Here is a 19,110-nt window from a genome sequence, read left to right as displayed (position 1 = left end):
AGTTAAAAATAAAAATATATTTAAAAGGTTCAAGGAGGAAAAATTTTTTTATGTCAATCGAAGTAGGGGCAAAGTTACCAGGTAAAATTTCAGGTATCACTAATTTTGGAGCATTTGTTGATTTAGGTGAAGGAAAAACTGGGTTAGTTCATATTAGTGAAGTATCAAATAGTTTTGTTAAAGATATCAACGATGTATTAAAAGTTGGGGATGATACAGAAGTTAAAGTGATGAGTATTGGTGACGATGGTAAAATCGGCTTATCAATCAAGCGCGTTAACGAAGAAGAACGCCCTAAAGAAAGTGGCCGCAAAGACTTCAAACGCTCATCAAGTAATTATCAATCTGATCGTGGTAACAAAGGTTTTGACCGAGGTAATCGTGGTAATGACCGAAATCGTCAATCACGTACAACACAAGCACCTGTACAGAAAAAAGAGAGTTTTGACAATTTGATGACAAATTTCTTGAAAGATAGTGATGATCGACTAAGTACACTAAAACGTAGCACTGAAGGTAAACGCGGTGGACGTGGCGGACGTCGTAATTAATGAAATAAAATAAGAGGCTGACCTAAAAGGTAGCCTCTTATTTTATTTTCAGCTCAACTATTTGAATTTTTTAGTTAAGGAAGTGATAGGATGAACAAAATAGCCGAATCATGGCTTGAAAAATATAACTGGACGCATCAAACTCGTCTTGTTATAGGTGTGTCTGGTGGAGTGGATTCTATGGTGTTATTAAGTATATTATTATCTTTACCTAAAAAAGAGCGGCCAAGAATCACAGTTGCTCATATAAATCACCAATTAAGAAGAGAGTCAGATGCTGAAGAGGTATTTGTCCGTGTATTTTGTGCTGAGCACGGGGTAGGTTTTACGGGTGTAAAGTGGCATGATGGTCCAAATTTGACTCATTCAGTCGAAGCTTTAGCGAGAGAATTTAGATATAATTTCTTTGAAAAAGTTATGAGAGAGACTAAAAGTACTGTGTTATTAACTGCACATCACCAAGGTGATCATGTGGAGACAATCTTAATGCGTCTGATTCAAGGAAGTCAGCTAGAATCTTTAGGTGGGATTATTGAGACTCGTGAATTTGGTGATGGTCTATTAATCAGACCCTTACTTCATCTAAATAAGCAAAACCTCTATGCTTTAGCTAAAACTTATGATATCCCTTTTATGGAAGATGTGACTAATCAGCAGACCACTTATTTTAGAAATAGAATAAGACACACTATTTTACCTTTACTAGAGGAAGAAAACCCTCAATTTAGTGATGGTCTATCTCGTTTATCTAAAGAAGCCCTATGTCAGAAAGAGGCTTTAGATGAATTAATGAGACCTGTTTATCAAACTTGTGTGAAAGAAAGCGATGAGGAGTGGCTCATAGATTTAAATGAATTTTATCAATTGTCACCTGCTTTACAATCCCAACTAAATGACTTAGTTTGCCAAGTATTTCATCATAAAACAGGAGTCTTGATTGGGTATTTAAAAAAAGAGTTACTACTATCGACAATGAAAAATCTTGCTTCATTTAAGCAGATTGATTTAGGCCAAGAGTGGGTGGGGGAAAAAAATTATCAAAAATTTAAAATTATGAAAAAAGAGGTGTTTCCTCTTTTATATACCCCAATATTTTTGACAGTCAATCAGGGTGATTATTTATCAGAAACAGAGTGGATTGGGCTTTTTGATGAGAGGAGTATGATAATCCCGGAATTCGATGATACTTGGATAGAGGAAAAAATAGAGTATCAACATACAAAAAACCATCGTATTCAGATCAGAAAACGTGAAGATGGTGATAAATTCGTATATAATCAACAAGGTCAGACAAAAAAGGTATCACGTTTTTTTATTGATGAAAAAATACCCGTGAAAAAGCGTCAAGAAAGTTGGATTGTACTAGACGAAAAAAGTAATGTCTTATGGGTGTTACCTTTTCGAAAATCTTATTTGAGTATTCCTAGGGAAACTGATAAAATACAATATAAGCTTGTCTATTTTAAGAAAAAAGACGAGTAAGTTTGGAAGGAGAAACCAATGCTAGAAAACGATATCGAAAAAACATTTTATTCACAAGAAGAGATTCATGAGCGAGTGAGTGCTTTAGGTCATACAATTAGTCAGGATTATAAAGACAAATACCCATTAGTAGTCGGTGTATTAAAAGGGGCAGTACCTTTTCTTTCTGATTTAGTTCGTGCTATGGATATTCATATGGAAATGGACTTTATGGATGTGTCCAGTTATGGAAATGCTACAGTCTCTTCAGGAGAAGTTCGTATTTTAAAAGACTTAAGTACAAACGTTGAAGGCCGACATATTTTATTAGTCGAAGACATTATTGATAGTGGACGTACATTGAAATATTTAGTTGAGATGTTAAAGCATAGAAAAGCAGCTTCTGTTAAAATTGTTACTATGTTAGATAAGCCAGAAGGTCGTGTTGTAGACATGTCAGCTGATTATGTAGGCTTTGACGTACCGAACGAATTTGTAGTTGGTTATGGATTAGATTATGCAGAAGATTACCGTAATCTACCATATATCGGTGTACTTAAACCTGAAATATATGAAAATGCTTAATTTTTTTAACCCTTAATGTTATAATGGGTTATTACCATTGATTTAATTTGAAAATTTAATATAGAGAAGGAGGACATGTATGAATAAAAAGAATTCAGGGATGCGTAATTCGCTGTATTATATAATTGTGTTTCTATCAATGATCACAATCGTATACTTCTTCTTCGGACAAGGCAGTGACCAGTCTCCCAATATAAACTATTCAACATTTTATAAAAACTTAGAAGAAAAACAAGTCAAAGAGTTCTCAGTGCAACCATCTAATGGTGTGTATAAGATAACTGGTGAATATCACGATGATCAAAAAGTCACAGATACAGGTGGATTACCAGTTTTTGGTCAAACAAAAGTAAAATCAAAACGCTTTACAACCTCTGTGTTACCTAATGACTCAACGATTGACACAATTACTGAAGCAGCCAAGGACTCTGGTGCTAAGATTGTTGTTAAAGAACAATCGAGTAATGGTATTTGGGTATCCTTATTGTTTAGTTTCCTACCAATCATTTTAATGGTATTCCTATTTTATATGATGATGGGACAAGGTGGACAAGGCGGTGGTAATGGCCGTGGTGTGATGAACTTTGGAAAATCTAAAACAAAAGAGGCAGATAAGAAGACAATCACTGTCAGGTTCTCTGATGTGGCTGGTGCTGAGGAAGAGAAACAAGAGTTAGTTGAAGTGGTAGAATTCTTAAAAGACCCACGTCGCTTTGTGGAGTTAGGGGCTAGAATTCCAGCGGGTGTCTTACTTGAAGGACCTCCAGGAACGGGTAAAACATTACTTGCTAAAGCTGTTGCAGGTGAAGCAGGTGTACCGTTCTACTCAATTTCAGGTTCTGATTTTGTAGAGATGTTTGTAGGTGTTGGGGCAAGTCGTGTACGTGACTTGTTTGAAACAGCTAAAAAGTCTGCTCCAGCGATTATCTTTATTGATGAGATTGATGCAGTTGGTCGTCAGCGTGGTGCTGGTATGGGTGGTGGACACGATGAGCGTGAACAAACTTTAAACCAGTTACTTGTTGAGATGGATGGTTTTGGTGGTAACGAGGGTGTTATCGTGATTGCCGCAACAAACCGTTCTGATGTTTTAGATCCTGCTCTACTTCGTCCAGGTCGTTTTGACAGACAAGTATTAGTTGGTGTGCCAGATGTTAAAGGTCGTGAACAAATTTTACGTGTCCATGCTCGTAATAAACCATTAGCGCATGATGTTGATTTAAAAGTTGTCGCTCAACAAACACCAGGTTTTGCCGGTGCTGACCTTGAAAACGTCTTAAATGAAGCAGCGCTTGTTGCTGCTAGACGAAATAAAAAGAAAATTGATGCATCAGATATTGATGAAGCTCAAGATAGAGTGATTGCCGGTCCTGCTAAAAAAGACCGTGCAATTAGTAAAAAAGAACGTGACATCGTTGCTTATCATGAAGCAGGTCATACGATTTGTGGTTTAGTATTAAGTGATGCACGTATTGTCCATAAAGTAACGATTATTCCTCGTGGACGTGCCGGAGGGTATATGATTGCCCTACCTAGAGAAGATCGTTTCTTAATGACTCAAAATGAAATGTTTGAACAAATTGTTGGTCTTTTAGGTGGACGTGTTGCTGAAGAGATTATCTTTGGTGAAAAATCAACTGGAGCAAGCAATGACTTTGAACAAGCTACTCGCTTAGCTCGTTCAATGGTAACAGAGTACGGAATGAGTGATGCCTTAGGTCCTGTTCAATATGAAGGGAACCATCAAGTCTTTGTTGGTCGTGATTATGGACAGTCTAAACCATTTTCTGATCAAGTAGCTTATCAAATTGATGAGGAAGTTCGTAATATCTTAGTTCGTGCTCATGAAAGAGCTGTTGAGATTATTGAAGCTCACCGTGATCAACATAAATTGATTGCTGATTCATTGCTTAAATATGAAACATTAGATGCCAAACAAATCAAATCATTATTTGAAGAAGGTAAAATGCCTGAGACAGATAATCCAGATGAGTATCCAAGTGAGAAAGATGGCTCTTTTGAAGAAGTGAAAAAAGAATTAGCTCGTAAAGATGCTGAGAGAGAACACTCTGAAAAAGAAGACGAAGAGCATGCTAAAGAGTTTTATAAAGAAGAAGATAAAGAAATTGATGAAGCGATTAAAGAGGACGAAAAAGAAGTTCAAGAAGATAATTCTGAGCAAAAATAGTGTTAAGATTTAATTAAATACGTTATGATAAGTGGGATATACGAAAAGTATACCCACTTTTCTATTGGAAAAAATAATAAAGGTAGGCGAAAAATAGATGACGAAAAATACAGATTATTTAGTAAAAGCATTATGTTTTAATGGTGAAATTCGTGCTATGGCGACACGTACAACAGGTATTGTTAGGGAAGCACAAGAAAGACACGATACATGGCGAGCTTCAACAGCAGCTCTAGGTCGTACATTAACAGGGGCTTTAATGCTTGGCTCAATGCACAAAAATGAAGAAACATTAACGGTTAAAATTCAAGGAGATGGACCAGTTGGGGCGATTGTAGCAGATGCTGATGCTAAGGGCCATGTTAAAGGGTACATTCAAAACCCTCAAGTTAACTTACCTGCTAATGAAAAAGGCAAAATTGATGTCAGTGGAGCAGTGGGATTAAATGGTACTTTAAGTGTTGTGAAAGACTTAGGTTTAAGAGAGCCATTTACAGGACAAGTACCTTTAGTTTCAGGTGAATTGGCAGAAGATTTTACCTATTACTTAGCTAATTCTGAACAAGTACCTTCAGCTGTTGGTTTAAGTGTATTAGTCGATAATGAAAACAATGATGCGGTAAAAGCAGCTGGTGGATTTATGATTCAAGTGATGCCTAATGCTTCAGAAGAAACACTTGTTGAAATTGAAACACGTTTGGCCCAAATTCCTCAAGTATCTAATTTATTAGATAAAGGTGAAACACCAGAAGAGATTCTATATCGTCTATTAGGTAAAGAAAATGTAGAGATTTTAGAAACGATGCCAGTAGAGTTTTACTGTAATTGTTCGAAAGAACGTTTCTCTGCAGCGATGATGACATTAGGTGTAGATGAGTTGACTCAAATGATTGAAGAAGATGAAGGTGCTGAAGCTGTTTGTCATTTCTGCGGAGAAAAATATTTCTATACACCAGAAGAATTACAAGACTTAAGAGATGAAGCAATTAGCTAGGAGGCTGGTGACATGTGGAAAATAGGTGACGTTGAGGTTTCCAATCGTGTTGTTGTAGCTCCTATGGCTGGTATCAGTAACTCAGCTTTTCGTATGACAGTCAAAGAATTTGGTGCAGGACTTGTAGTGTGCGAGATGATTAGTGACAAAGGTATTAAGCAGCGTAATAAAAAGACATTAGATATGTTGCATATTGAAGAAGGTGAGCACCCGTTAAGTTTGCAAATATTTGGTAGTGACATAGATATTTTAGTTGAGGCTGCTAAATTTGTAGAAGAAAATACGACAGCTGATATTATTGATATTAATATGGGATGTCCAGTTAATAAAATAATTAAAGCTGAAGCTGGTGCTAGATGGCTTCTTGACCCCAATAAAGTTTATGACATCGTTGCTGCTGTCTCTAGTGCTGTTAAAAAACCTATTACTGTAAAACAACGTATTGGTTGGGATGCAGATCATGTTTATGCTGTTGAAAATGCTTTAGCTGCAGAAAGTGCAGGAGCTAGTGCGGTGGCGATGCATGGTAGAACAAGAATGCAAATGTATGAAGGAAAAGCTGATTGGGATGTTTTAAGACAAGTTAACCAGGCACTAACTATTCCATTTATGGGTAATGGCGATGTGAAAACCCCTGAGGATGCAAAACGCATGCTAGATTACGTTGGGTGTGACGGGGTCATGATTGGACGAGCTGCTCTAGGTAACCCGTGGATGATTTATAGAACGAAGCATTATCTAGAGACAGGGGAACTGGTGGATGAACCTAGTCCAGAGGTGAAAATTGACACAGCAAAATTACATTTAGACCGTTTAGTTAAATTAAAGGGTGAAAAGATAGCTTGCTTAGAATTTCGTCAACATGCTGCTTATTATTTAAAAGGAGCACCAAGAGCAGCTAAGACTAAAGTTGCGATTAACAAAGCTCAAACTCAAAGTGAGATGAACCTTATTTTAGATGAGTATGTGGCTAACTTAAAAGCAAAAGGTTTAGTTGGTTAATTTATAGAAAGAAAAGGCAAATGGACTTGCCTTTTTTTTGTGTTTTATGGCATTATAAAGGTGAGTAGAATAATTAATAGTTAATAGGAGGAAGTTAAGTGTCTAAAGATAAAATCGATCATCAAGAGATGAATGATCAACTAATTGTCAGAAGAGAGAAAATGGCAGAATTACAAGCTGCTGGAATGGATCCATTTGGCACGCGTTTTGAGCGTACAACTAATTCAAAAGAGTTACATGAATTATACAATGATAAAACTAAAGAAGAGCTACAAGAGATGAAGGTTATTGTTACTATTGCTGGTCGTATGATGACAAAGCGTGGTAAAGGTAAAGTTGGCTTTGCTCATTTACAAGATAGAGAAGGACAAGTACAAATATACGTTCGTAAAGATGCGATTGGTGATGAGGAGTACGCTTTGTTTGAGCAAGCTGATTTAGGTGACTTTATCGGGGTAACTGGTGAGGTAATGAAAACAAATGTTGGTGAGATTACTATTAAACCAACACAGTTAACATTCTTAACAAAAGCCTTACGCCCACTACCAGATAAATATCATGGTTTAACCAATGTGGAACAAAAATACCGTCAGCGTTATTTAGATTTAGTAAGTAATCGTGATAGTTTTGATAAGTTTGTTAAACGTAGTGAAATTATCCGAGAAGTCCGCAATTACTTAAATGAGCATGGTTATTTGGAAGTGGAAACACCAACTCTACATAACATGGCAGGAGGAGCAGCAGCCCGTCCGTTTATCACACACCACAATGCTTTAGATATTGATTTATATTTACGTATTGCTCTAGAGCTACATTTGAAACGTTTAATTGTAGGTGGCATGGAAAAAGTTTATGAAATTGGTCGTGTGTTCCGTAATGAAGGAATAGATGCTACTCATAACCCGGAGTTCACTATGTTAGAAGTGTATACTGCTTACACTGACTATGAAGATATTATGAATTTAACAGAAGGTATCATCACAACTGTAGCTGAGCGTGTACTTGGTACACAACAGATTAAATATGGCGAGTATGATGTTAACTTAGAAGGCCCATGGAAGAGAATTCATATGGTTGACGCGATTAAAGAAGTATCAGGTGTAGATTTCTGGAATGTAACAACTGATGAAGAAGCAAGAGTCATTGCTAAAGAGCATAATGTACCAATTGAAGATCATATGGATTACGGTCATGTGATTAATGAGTTCTTTGAAATGTTTGTTGAAGAAACATTAATTCAACCGACTTTCATTTATGGTCATCCAGTATCAATCTCACCATTAGCTAAGAAAAATGCTAAAGACCCAAGATTTACAGATCGCTTTGAAGTGTTTATTGTAGGTAATGAATACGGCAATGCTTTTACAGAATTAAATGACCCGATTGATCAACGTGAAAGATTTGAGTCACAAATGAAAGAAAAAGATTTAGGAAATGATGAAGCTCATGACATAGATGAGGACTTTATTGAAGCGCTAGAGTATGGTATGCCTCCAACAGGTGGACTTGGAATAGGGATTGACCGTTTAGTTATGCTACTAACAAACTCTCAAACAATAAGAGATGTCTTACTTTTCCCAACTATGAGATAAAAAAATGAAGATTTTTTCTTCATTTTTTTTTATTTTTTTAGGAGTAATTAGTTGCTTAGTTCGTTTAATTCGGAAAAATATCATGATTTTCAGGCGTGTCTAAAAAAAACTGTACAAAAAGCGAACTTAAATGACGAAAACAATATGAAAAAGGCATGAAAACCGGTTGAAAAAAAGGTTTGACGAAATAGATATATCCTGTTATATTTATACATGTCCTTAAGACAAACAGACGAATTATTAAGTTAATATAGCTGTTTGAAATAGGTGATTTTGAAAAAACTTTTTACATAGACTTAGTATACTATGAAAAAAACTTTCAAATAACTGTTGACAAAACGTCAGAAACTTGGTATTATATAAAAGTTGCTGATGCAACAAGATTAGATCTTTGAAAACTGAACAAAGTAAGATGAACCAAATGTGTAGGGTGTTTTTATTAGTAAAAACAAACCATATTTAGTGAATAAATTCGCTAGCAATTTTTAAAACAAATGAGCTAAACATCTTAGGATGTTAATCAACTTTTATTGAGAGTTTGATCCTGGCTCAGGACGAACGCTGGCGGCGTGCCTAATACATGCAAGTCGAACGAACTTATCTGCCCACCGGAGCTTGCTCCACCGGGAAGAGAAGTGAGTGGCGGACGGGTGAGTAACACGTGGGCAACCTGCCCATCAGAGGGGGATAACACTTGGAAACAGGTGCTAATACCGCATAATTCTTTTCTTCACATGGAGAGAAGATGAAAGACGCTTTTAAGTGTCACTGATGGATGGGCCCGCGGTGCATTAGTTAGTTGGTGGGGTAATGGCCCACCAAGACCATGATGCATAGCCGACCTGAGAGGGTGATCGGCCACACTGGGACTGAGACACGGCCCAGACTCCTACGGGAGGCAGCAGTAGGGAATCTTCGGCAATGGACGAAAGTCTGACCGAGCAACGCCGCGTGAGTGAAGAAGGTTTTCGGATCGTAAAACTCTGTTGTTAGAGAAGAACAAGTGATAGAGTAACTGCTATCACCTTGACGGTATCTAACCAGAAAGCCACGGCTAACTACGTGCCAGCAGCCGCGGTAATACGTAGGTGGCAAGCGTTGTCCGGATTTATTGGGCGTAAAGCGAGCGCAGGCGGTCTTTTAAGTCTGATGTGAAAGCCCTCGGCTCAACCGAGGAAGGTCATTGGAAACTGGAAGACTTGAGTGCAGAAGAGGAGAGTGGAATTCCATGTGTAGCGGTGAAATGCGTAGATATATGGAGGAACACCAGTGGCGAAGGCGACTCTCTGGTCTGTAACTGACGCTGAGGCTCGAAAGCGTGGGGAGCAAACAGGATTAGATACCCTGGTAGTCCACGCCGTAAACGATGAGTGCTAAGTGTTGGAGGGTTTCCGCCCTTCAGTGCTGTAGTTAACGCATTAAGCACTCCGCCTGGGGAGTACGGCCGCAAGGCTGAAACTCAAAGGAATTGACGGGGGCCCGCACAAGCGGTGGAGCATGTGGTTTAATTCGAAGCAACGCGAAGAACCTTACCAGGTCTTGACATCCTTTGACCACTCTAGAGATAGAGCTTTCCCTTCGGGGACAAAGTGACAGGTGGTGCATGGTTGTCGTCAGCTCGTGTCGTGAGATGTTGGGTTAAGTCCCGCAACGAGCGCAACCCTTATTGTTAGTTGCCATCATTAAGTTGGGCACTCTAGTAAGACTGCCGGTGACAAACCGGAGGAAGGTGGGGATGACGTCAAATCATCATGCCCCTTATGACCTGGGCTACACACGTGCTACAATGGACAGTACAATGAGTCGCAAGACCGCGAGGTTTAGCTAATCTCTTAAAGCTGTTCTCAGTTCGGATTGTAGGCTGCAACTCGCCTACATGAAGCCGGAATCGCTAGTAATCGTGGATCAGCATGCCACGGTGAATACGTTCCCGGGCCTTGTACACACCGCCCGTCACACCACGAGAGTTTGTAACACCCAAAGTCGGTGAGGTAACCTTTATGGAGCCAGCCGCCTAAGGTGGGACAGATGATTGGGGTGAAGTCGTAACAAGGTAGCCGTATCGGAAGGTGCGGCTGGATCACCTCCTTTCTAAGGAATATTACGGAAAACACATTACGTCTTATCTTTGTTCAGTTTTGAGAGATTTACTCTCAAAAGTATTTGTTCATTGAAAACTGGATAATTGAAGTTAGATATCAATATAAACCGAGAACACCGCGTTGATCAGTTTCTTAATAAAGAACTGTGAAATGTGTTAGTCAATAATTATCGCTAATTATTGGTTAACGAAAAATTAGTAGCTAACCGTAAGGTTAGAAAAGGTTAAGTGAATAAGGGCGCACGGTGGATGCCTTGGCACTAGAAGCCGATGAAGGACGGGACTAACGCCGATACGCTTCGGAGAGCTGTAAGTAAGCTATGATCCGGAGATTTCCGAATGGGGGAACCCAGCATCTTTTGTAGGATGTTATCCAGTGGTGAATACATAGCCACTGGAAGGTAGACGCAGAGAACTGAAACATCTAAGTACCTGCAGGAAGAGAAAGAAAAATCGATTTCCTTAGTAGCGGCGAGCGAAACGGAAGAAGCCCAAACCAACAAGCTTGCTTGTTGGGGTTGTAGGACTCAAACATGGTAGTTGTTGAAAGTAGTCGAAGTGACCTGGAAAGGTCAGCCGAAGAGGGTAAAAGCCCCGTAGGCGAAACTTTCAATGCACCTATGAGTATCCTGAGTACGGCGGAACACGAGAGATTCCGTCGGAATCCGGGAGGACCATCTCCCAAGGCTAAATACTCTCTAGTGACCGATAGTGAACCAGTACCGTGAGGGAAAGGTGAAAAGCACCCCGGAAGGGGAGTGAAATAGAACCTGAAACCGTGTGCCTACAAGAAGTCAAAGCCCGTTAATGGGTGATGGCGTGCCTTTTGCAGAATGAACCGGCGAGTTACGATAGCATGCGAGGTTAAACTGAAGAAGTGGAGCCGTAGCGAAAGCGAGTCTGAATAGGGCGAATGAGTATGTTGTCGTAGACCCGAAACCATGTGACCTACCCATGTCCAGGTTGAAGGTGTGGTAAAACGCACTGGAGGACCGAACCCACGTACGTTGAAAAGTGCGGGGATGAGGTGTGGGTAGCGGAGAAATTCCAATCGAACTTGGAGATAGCTGGTTCTCTCCGAAATAGCTTTAGGGCTAGCCTCGGAATTAAGAATGATGGAGGTAGAGCACTGTTTGGACTAGGGGCCCGTCTTGGGTTACCGAATTCAGATAAACTCCGAATGCCATTCATTTATGTCCGGGAGTCAGACAGTGAGTGATAAGATCCATTGTCGAAAGGGAAACAGCCCAGACCACCAGCTAAGGTCCCCAAATATATGTTAAGTGGAAAAGGATGTGAGGGTGCACAAACAACTAGGATGTTGGCTTAGAAGCAGCCACCATTTAAAGAGTGCGTAATAGCTCACTAGTCGAGTGCCCTTGCGCCGAAAATGTACCGGGGCTAAACATATTACCGAAGCTGTGGATAGAACCTTTTGGTTCTATGGTAGGAGAGCGTTCTAAGCGCGCAGAAGTCAGATCGTGAGGACTGGTGGAGCGCTTAGAAGTGAGAATGCCGGTATGAGTAGCGAAAGACAGGTGAGAATCCTGTCCACCGAATGACTAAGGTTTCCTGGGGAAGGCTCGTCCTCCCAGGGTTAGTCGGGACCTAAGCCGAGGCCGAAAGGCGTAGGCGATGGACAACAGGTTGAGATTCCTGTACTCGTTTGTTTTGTTTGAACAATGGAGGGACGCAGGAGGTTACAGAAGCGCACTGTTGGATATGTGCGTACAAGCAACAAGTCTTGGAGTGAGTCAAATGCTTACTCCTTTAAGGATGAGTTGTGATGTGTAGGGAAATAAAGTACCGAAGTTCTAATATCACACTGCCAAGAAAATCTTCTAGTTAGAAGCAAACGACCCGTACCGCAAACCGACACAGGTAGTCGAGGAGAGAATCCTAAGGTGAGCGAGAGAACTCTCGTTAAGGAACTCGGCAAAATGACCCCGTAACTTCGGAGAAGGGGTGCTGAACGCAAGTTCAGCCGCAGTGAATAGGCCCAAGCGACTGTTTATCAAAAACACAGGTCTCTGCAAAATCGAAAGATGACGTATAGGGGCTGACGCCTGCCCGGTGCTGGAAGGTTAAGAGGATTGGTTAGCATTTATTTGCGAAGCTAAGAATTGAAGCCCCAGTAAACGGCGGCCGTAACTATAACGGTCCTAAGGTAGCGAAATTCCTTGTCGGGTAAGTTCCGACCCGCACGAAAGGCGTAACGATTTGGGCACTGTCTCAACGAGAGACTCGGTGAAATTTTAGTACCTGTGAAGATGCAGGTTACCCGCGACAGGACGGAAAGACCCCATGGAGCTTTACTGTAGTTTGATATTGAATGTTTGTGACACATGTACAGGATAGGTAGGAGCCGTAGAACTCGGGACGCTAGTTTCGAGAGAGGCGCTGGTGGGATACTACCCTTGTGTTATGACCATTCTAACCCGCATCACTAATCGTGATGGGAGACAGTGTCAGATGGACAGTTTGACTGGGGCGGTCGCCTCCTAAAAAGTAACGGAGGCGCCCAAAGGTTCCCTCAGAATGGTTGGAAATCATTCGTAGAGTGTAAAGGCAAAAGGGAGCTTGACTGCGAGAGTTACAACTCGAGCAGGGACGAAAGTCGGGCTTAGTGATCCGGTGGTTCCGCATGGAAGGGCCATCGCTCAACGGATAAAAGCTACCCTGGGGATAACAGGCTTATCTCCCCCAAGAGTTCACATCGACGGGGAGGTTTGGCACCTCGATGTCGGCTCGTCGCATCCTGGGGCTGTAGTCGGTCCCAAGGGTTGGGCTGTTCGCCCATTAAAGCGGCACGCGAGCTGGGTTCAGAACGTCGTGAGACAGTTCGGTCCCTATCCGTCGCGGGCGTTGGAAATTTGAGAGGAGCTGTCCTTAGTACGAGAGGACCGGGATGGACATACCTCTGGTGTACCAGTTGTTCTGCCAAGGGCATTGCTGGGTAGCTATGTATGGACGGGATAAACGCTGAAAGCATCTAAGCGTGAAGCCCCCCTCAAGATTAGATTTCCCATTCCTTTAAGGAAGTAAGACCCCTGAAAGATTATCAGGTAGATAGGCTAGAAGTGGAAGCGCAGTGATGCATGGAGCGGACTAGTACTAATCGGTCGAGGACTTAACCACATAAGCGGTGGACGATTATATGTTGTCTAATTTCAAATCCAGTTTTGAGTGAATAATCACTCAAAAATTAAATAAAACGCACGTAAGTGTGGTGACGAAGGCAAGAAGGATACACCTGTAACCATGCCGAACACAGAAGTTAAGCTTCTTAGCGCCGAGAGTAGTGAGGGGTTTCCCCTTGTGAGGGTAGGACGTCGCCGCGCTATTTGCGTTTAAAAAAGTTTCTAGCCGGGGTGGTGGAACTGGCAGACGCACAGGACTTAAAATCCTGCGGAGAGTGATCTCCGTATCGGTTCGATTCCGGTCCTCGGCATTATTTTAGCGCCCATAGCTCAATTGGATAGAGTGTCTGACTACGGATCAGAAGGTTAGGGGTTCGACTCCTCTTGGGCGCGTTAGAAACATACGGGAAGTAGCTCAGCTTGGTAGAGCACTTGGTTTGGGACCAAGGGGTCGCAGGTTCGAATCCTGTCTTCCCGATTTCGAAAAAAATTTTTCGATATTATTTTTTAAAACCGTTGACAAAACATCAGAAACTTGGTATTATATAAAAGTTGCTGATGCAACAAGATTAGATCTTTGAAAACTGAACAAAGTAAGACGAACCAAATGTGTAGGGTGTTTTTATTAGTAAAAACAAACCATATTTAGTGAATAAATTCGCTAGCAATTTTTAAAACAAATGAGCTAAACATCTTAGGATGTTAATCAACTTTTATTGAGAGTTTGATCCTGGCTCAGGACGAACGCTGGCGGCGTGCCTAATACATGCAAGTCGAACGAACTTATCTTCCCACCGGAGCTTGCTCCACCGGGAAGAGAAGTGAGTGGCGGACGGGTGAGTAACACGTGGGCAACCTGCCCATCAGAGGGGGATAACACTTGGAAACAGGTGCTAATACCGCATAATTCTTTTCTTCACATGGAGAGAAGATGAAAGACGCTTTTAAGTGTCACTGATGGATGGGCCCGCGGTGCATTAGTTAGTTGGTGGGGTAATGGCCCACCAAGACCATGATGCATAGCCGACCTGAGAGGGTGATCGGCCACACTGGGACTGAGACACGGCCCAGACTCCTACGGGAGGCAGCAGTAGGGAATCTTCGGCAATGGACGAAAGTCTGACCGAGCAACGCCGCGTGAGTGAAGAAGGTTTTCGGATCGTAAAACTCTGTTGTTAGAGAAGAACAAGTGATAGAGTAACTGCTATCACCTTGACGGTATCTAACCAGAAAGCCACGGCTAACTACGTGCCAGCAGCCGCGGTAATACGTAGGTGGCAAGCGTTGTCCGGATTTATTGGGCGTAAAGCGAGCGCAGGCGGTCTTTTAAGTCTGATGTGAAAGCCCTCGGCTCAACCGAGGAAGGTCATTGGAAACTGGAAGACTTGAGTGCAGAAGAGGAGAGTGGAATTCCATGTGTAGCGGTGAAATGCGTAGATATATGGAGGAACACCAGTGGCGAAGGCGACTCTCTGGTCTGTAACTGACGCTGAGGCTCGAAAGCGTGGGGAGCAAACAGGATTAGATACCCTGGTAGTCCACGCCGTAAACGATGAGTGCTAAGTGTTGGAGGGTTTCCGCCCTTCAGTGCTGTAGTTAACGCATTAAGCACTCCGCCTGGGGAGTACGGCCGCAAGGCTGAAACTCAAAGGAATTGACGGGGGCCCGCACAAGCGGTGGAGCATGTGGTTTAATTCGAAGCAACGCGAAGAACCTTACCAGGTCTTGACATCCTTTGACCACTCTAGAGATAGAGCTTTCCCTTCGGGGACAAAGTGACAGGTGGTGCATGGTTGTCGTCAGCTCGTGTCGTGAGATGTTGGGTTAAGTCCCGCAACGAGCGCAACCCTTATTGTTAGTTGCCATCATTAAGTTGGGCACTCTAGTAAGACTGCCGGTGACAAACCGGAGGAAGGTGGGGATGACGTCAAATCATCATGCCCCTTATGACCTGGGCTACACACGTGCTACAATGGACAGTACAATGAGTCGCAAGACCGCGAGGTTTAGCTAATCTCTTAAAGCTGTTCTCAGTTCGGATTGTAGGCTGCAACTCGCCTACATGAAGCCGGAATCGCTAGTAATCGTGGATCAGCATGCCACGGTGAATACGTTCCCGGGCCTTGTACACACCGCCCGTCACACCACGAGAGTTTGTAACACCCAAAGTCGGTGAGGTAACCTTTATGGAGCCAGCCGCCTAAGGTGGGACAGATGATTGGGGTGAAGTCGTAACAAGGTAGCCGTATCGGAAGGTGCGGCTGGATCACCTCCTTTCTAAGGAATATTACGGAAAACACATTACGTCTTATCTTTGTTCAGTTTTGAGAGATTTACTCTCAAAAGTATTTGTTCATTGAAAACTGGATAATTGAAGTTAGATATCAATATAAACCGAGAACACCGCGTTGATCAGTTTCTTAATAAAGAACTGTGAAATGTGTTAGTCAATAATTATCGCTAATTATTGGTTAACGAAAAATTAGTAGCTAACCGTAAGGTTAGAAAAGGTTAAGTGAATAAGGGCGCACGGTGGATGCCTTGGCACTAGAAGCCGATGAAGGACGGGACTAACGCCGATACGCTTCGGAGAGCTGTAAGTAAGCTATGATCCGGAGATTTCCGAATGGGGGAACCCAGCATCTTTTGTAGGATGTTATCCAGTGGTGAATACATAGCCACTGGAAGGTAGACGCAGAGAACTGAAACATCTAAGTACCTGCAGGAAGAGAAAGAAAAATCGATTTCCTTAGTAGCGGCGAGCGAAACGGAAGAAGCCCAAACCAACAAGCTTGCTTGTTGGGGTTGTAGGACTCAAACATGGTAGTTGTTGAAAGTAGTCGAAGTGACCTGGAAAGGTCAGCCGAAGAGGGTAAAAGCCCCGTAGGCGAAACTTTCAATGCACCTATGAGTATCCTGAGTACGGCGGAACACGAGAAATTCCGTCGGAATCCGGGAGGACCATCTCCCAAGGCTAAATACTCTCTAGTGACCGATAGTGAACCAGTACCGTGAGGGAAAGGTGAAAAGCACCCCGGAAGGGGAGTGAAATAGAACCTGAAACCGTGTGCCTACAAGAAGTCAAAGCCCGTTAATGGGTGATGGCGTGCCTTTTGCAGAATGAACCGGCGAGTTACGATAGCATGCGAGGTTAAACTGAAGAAGTGGAGCCGTAGCGAAAGCGAGTCTGAATAGGGCGAATGAGTATGTTGTCGTAGACCCGAAACCATGTGACCTACCCATGTCCAGGTTGAAGGTGTGGTAAAACGCACTGGAGGACCGAACCCACGTACGTTGAAAAGTGCGGGGATGAGGTGTGGGTAGCGGAGAAATTCCAATCGAACTTGGAGATAGCTGGTTCTCTCCGAAATAGCTTTAGGGCTAGCCTCGGAATTAAGAATGATGGAGGTAGAGCACTGTTTGGACTAGGGGCCCGTCTTGGGTTACCGAATTCAGATAAACTCCGAATGCCATTCATTTATGTCCGGGAGTCAGACAGTGAGTGATAAGATCCATTGTCGAAAGGGAAACAGCCCAGACCACCAGCTAAGGTCCCCAAATATATGTTAAGTGGAAAAGGATGTGAGGGTGCACAAACAACTAGGATGTTGGCTTAGAAGCAGCCACCATTTAAAGAGTGCGTAATAGCTCACTAGTCGAGTGCCCTTGCGCCGAAAATGTACCGGGGCTAAACATATTACCGAAGCTGTGGATAGAACCTTTTGGTTCTATGGTAGGAGAGCGTTCTAAGCGCGCAGAAGTCAGATCGTGAGGACTGGTGGAGCGCTTAGAAGTGAGAATGCCGGTATGAGTAGCGAAAGACAGGTGAGAATCCTGTCCACCGAATGACTAAGGTTTCCTGGGGAAGGCTCGTCCTCCCAGGGTTAGTCGGGACCTAAGCCGAGGCCGAAAGGCGTAGGCGATGGACAACAGGTTGAGATTCCTGTACTCGTTTGTTTTGTTTGAACAATGGAGGGACGCAGGAGGTTACAGAAGCGCACTGTTGGATATGTGCGTACAAGCAACAAGTCTTGGAGTGAGTCAAATGCTTACTCCTTTAAGGATGAGTTGTGATGTGTAGGGAAATAAAGTACCGAAGTTCTAATATCACACTGCCAAGAAAATCTTCTAGTTAGAAGCAAACGACCCGTACCGCAAACCGACACAGGTAGTCGAGGAGAGAATCCTAAGGTGAGCGAGAGAACTCTCGTTAAGGAACTCGGCAAAATGACCCCGTAACTTCGGGAGAAGGGGTGCTGAACGCAAGTTCAGCCGCAGTGAATAGGCCCAAGCGACTGTTTATCAAAAACACAGGTCTCTGCAAAATCGAAAGATGACGTATAGGGGCTGACGCCTGCCCGGTGCTGGAAGGTTAAGAGGATTGGTTAGCATTTATTTGCGAAGCTAAGAATTGAAGCCCCAGTAAACGGCGGCCGTAACTATAACGGTCCTAAGGTAGCGAAATTCCTTGTCGGGTAAGTTCCGACCCGCACGAAAGGCGTAACGATTTGGGCACTGTCTCAACGAGAGACTCGGTGAAATTTTAGTACCTGTGAAGATGCAGGTTACCCGCGACAGGACGGAAAGACCCCATGGAGCTTTACTGTAGTTTGATATTGAATGTTTGTGACACATGTACAGGATAGGTAGGAGCCGTAGAACTCGGGACGCTAGTTTCGAGAGAGGCGCTGGTGGGATACTACCCTTGTGTTATGACCATTCTAACCCGCATCACTAATCGTGATGGGAGACAGTGTCAGATGGACAGTTTGACTGGGGCGGTCGCCTCCTAAAAAGTAACGGAGGCGCCCAAAGGTTCCCTCAGAATGGTTGGAAATCATTCGTAGAGTGTAAAGGCAAAAGGGAGCTTGACTGCGAGAGTTACAACTCGAGCAGGGACGAAAGTCGGGCTTAGTGATCCGGTGGTTCCGCATGGAAGGGCCATCGCTCAACGGATAAAAGCTACCCTGGGGATAACAGGCTTATCTCCCCCAAGAGTTCACATCGACGGGGAGGTTTGGCACCTCGATGTCGGCTCGTCGCATCCTGGGGCTGTAGTCGGTCCCAAGGGTTGGGCTGTTCGCCCATTAAAGCGGCACGCGAGCTGGGTTCAGAACGTCGTGAGACAGTTCGGTCCCTATCCGTCGCGGGCGTTGGAAATTTGAGAGGAGCTGTCCTTAGTACGAGAGGACCGGGATGGACATACCTCTGGTGTACCAGTTGTTCTGCCAAGGGCATTGCTGGGTAGCTATGTATGGACGGGATAAACGCTGAAAGCATCTAAGCGTGAAGCCCCCCTCAAGATTAGATTTCCCATTCCTTTAAGGAAGTAAGACCCCTGAAAGATTATCAGGTAGATAGGCTAGAAGTGGAAGCGCAGTGATGCATGGAGCGGACTAGTACTAATCGGTCGAGGACTTAACCACATAAGCGGTGGACGATTATATGTTGTCTAATTTCAAATCCAGTTTTGAGTGAATAATCACTCATATAGAT

Annotated in this window: 7 protein-coding genes, 3 tRNA genes and 5 rRNA genes; all 15 read left to right on the top strand. The window is 43.0% G+C overall.

Annotated elements, in window-relative coordinates; all coding sequences use genetic code 11:
• Positions 1-50 precede the first annotated feature (50 nt).
• The 15 genes from VSF34_RS09555 (at position 51) to VSF34_RS09485 (ending at position 19,040) form a co-directional block, all read left to right on the top strand.
• Positions 51-551 (top strand): S1 domain-containing RNA-binding protein, encoded by a 501-nt coding sequence (locus VSF34_RS09555; protein ID WP_326717065.1) that lies wholly within the window; start codon positions 51-53, stop codon positions 549-551.
• Between the two features lie 90 nt (positions 552-641).
• Positions 642-2,033, top strand: coding sequence for a tRNA lysidine(34) synthetase TilS (tilS, locus tag VSF34_RS09550; protein ID WP_326717064.1), 1,392 nt, complete (start codon positions 642-644; stop codon positions 2,031-2,033).
• An 18-nt stretch (positions 2,034-2,051) separates the two neighbouring features.
• Entirely contained in the window at positions 2,052-2,597 is a 546-nt protein-coding gene (gene hpt, locus VSF34_RS09545; RefSeq protein ID WP_326717063.1) for a hypoxanthine phosphoribosyltransferase, read from the top strand.
• A 79-nt stretch (positions 2,598-2,676) separates the two neighbouring features.
• Complete coding sequence (ftsH, locus tag VSF34_RS09540) at positions 2,677-4,785, top strand: ATP-dependent zinc metalloprotease FtsH (protein ID WP_326717062.1); 2,109 nt, start codon at positions 2,677-2,679, stop codon at positions 4,783-4,785.
• Positions 4,786-4,882: 97 nt separating this feature from the next.
• The gene (hslO, locus tag VSF34_RS09535) at positions 4,883-5,779 is read left to right on the top strand and encodes an Hsp33 family molecular chaperone HslO (RefSeq protein WP_326717061.1); all 897 of its coding nucleotides are present in this window, start codon (positions 4,883-4,885) and stop codon (positions 5,777-5,779) included.
• 12 nt (positions 5,780-5,791) lie between these two features.
• The gene (gene dusB, locus VSF34_RS09530) at positions 5,792-6,781 is read left to right on the top strand and encodes a tRNA dihydrouridine synthase DusB (RefSeq protein WP_326717060.1); all 990 of its coding nucleotides are present in this window, start codon (positions 5,792-5,794) and stop codon (positions 6,779-6,781) included.
• Positions 6,782-6,909: 128 nt separating this feature from the next.
• Positions 6,910-8,373, top strand: coding sequence for a lysine--tRNA ligase (gene lysS, locus VSF34_RS09525; protein WP_326718068.1), 1,464 nt, complete (start codon positions 6,910-6,912; stop codon positions 8,371-8,373).
• A gap of 526 nt (positions 8,374-8,899) precedes the next feature.
• Positions 8,900-10,464: ribosomal RNA gene (locus VSF34_RS09520) — 16S ribosomal RNA — on the top strand.
• 232 nt (positions 10,465-10,696) lie between these two features.
• Positions 10,697-13,612: ribosomal RNA gene (locus VSF34_RS09515) — 23S ribosomal RNA — on the top strand.
• An 87-nt stretch (positions 13,613-13,699) separates the two neighbouring features.
• Positions 13,700-13,815, top strand: a 5S ribosomal RNA gene (rrf, locus tag VSF34_RS09510).
• 24 nt (positions 13,816-13,839) lie between these two features.
• Positions 13,840-13,925, top strand: a tRNA-Leu gene (locus tag VSF34_RS09505).
• A gap of 8 nt (positions 13,926-13,933) precedes the next feature.
• A tRNA-Arg gene (locus VSF34_RS09500) sits at positions 13,934-14,007 on the top strand.
• 11 nt (positions 14,008-14,018) lie between these two features.
• Positions 14,019-14,092, top strand: a tRNA-Pro gene (locus tag VSF34_RS09495).
• Positions 14,093-14,326: 234 nt separating this feature from the next.
• Positions 14,327-15,891 (top strand): 16S ribosomal RNA (locus VSF34_RS09490).
• Between the two features lie 232 nt (positions 15,892-16,123).
• Positions 16,124-19,040, top strand: a 23S ribosomal RNA gene (locus tag VSF34_RS09485).
• Together the 16S, 23S and 5S rRNA genes with 3 tRNA genes alongside form the textbook arrangement of a ribosomal RNA operon.
• Positions 19,041-19,110 lie beyond the last annotated feature (70 nt).

The sequence above is a fragment of the Vagococcus jeotgali genome (assembly GCF_035918315.1).
Classification (GTDB): Bacteria; Bacillota; Bacilli; order Lactobacillales; family Vagococcaceae; genus Vagococcus; species Vagococcus jeotgali.
The sequence above is the reverse complement of the archived record's forward strand: the minus strand, read 5'-3'. Positions and strand labels throughout refer to the sequence as shown.